The organism is Citrobacter sp. VF227 (genome assembly GCF_052950715.1).
This window is the reverse complement of the sequence record NZ_JBRFVF010000473.1, coordinates 1-454: the sequence shown is the minus strand read 5'-3', so window position 1 is coordinate 454 and position 454 is coordinate 1. Positions and strand designations below refer to the sequence as shown.

Below are 454 nucleotides of genomic sequence, written 5' to 3'. Positions count from 1 at the left end.
CGACAGCCGCGCCTCGGTGTAGCGCATGGCGGCGAAGGACTTGGGGTCGTCCGGTGCACCCCAGTTGCCCTGACCATCGACCAGCGTGTAGCGATAGCTGAACGGCTGCGCCATCAGCACCATGGCTTCGTAGCAGGCACTGTCGCCATGGGGGTGAAACTTGCCGAGCACGTCACCCACGGTACGCGCGGACTTCTTGTGCTTGGCGTCGGCGTTCAGGCCGAGCTCGCTCATGGCATAGACGATGCGTCGCTGCACCGGCTTCAAGCCATCGCCGATATGCGGCAGTGCGCGATACATGATCACGTACATGGAGTAATTGAGGTAGGCCTGCTCGGTGAAGTCGGCGAGGGAGCGCCGCTCCACGCCGTCCAGGCTCAGGTCGAGGGATTCGCTCATGGTCGATCCGTTACATGCTGGCGCAGCACCAGGGTGCCGGCGCGCTGGGTGAATT

At 63.7% G+C, this 454-nt stretch carries 1 protein-coding gene; it reads right to left on the bottom strand.

Translation table 11 applies throughout. From position 1 onward, the window contains the following. Window positions 1-399, bottom strand: a 399-nt coding sequence (locus ACU8YC_RS27400) for a DNA gyrase subunit A (protein ID WP_446896313.1), incomplete at its 3' end; no start/stop codon positions are given. Window positions 400-454 lie beyond the last annotated feature (55 nt).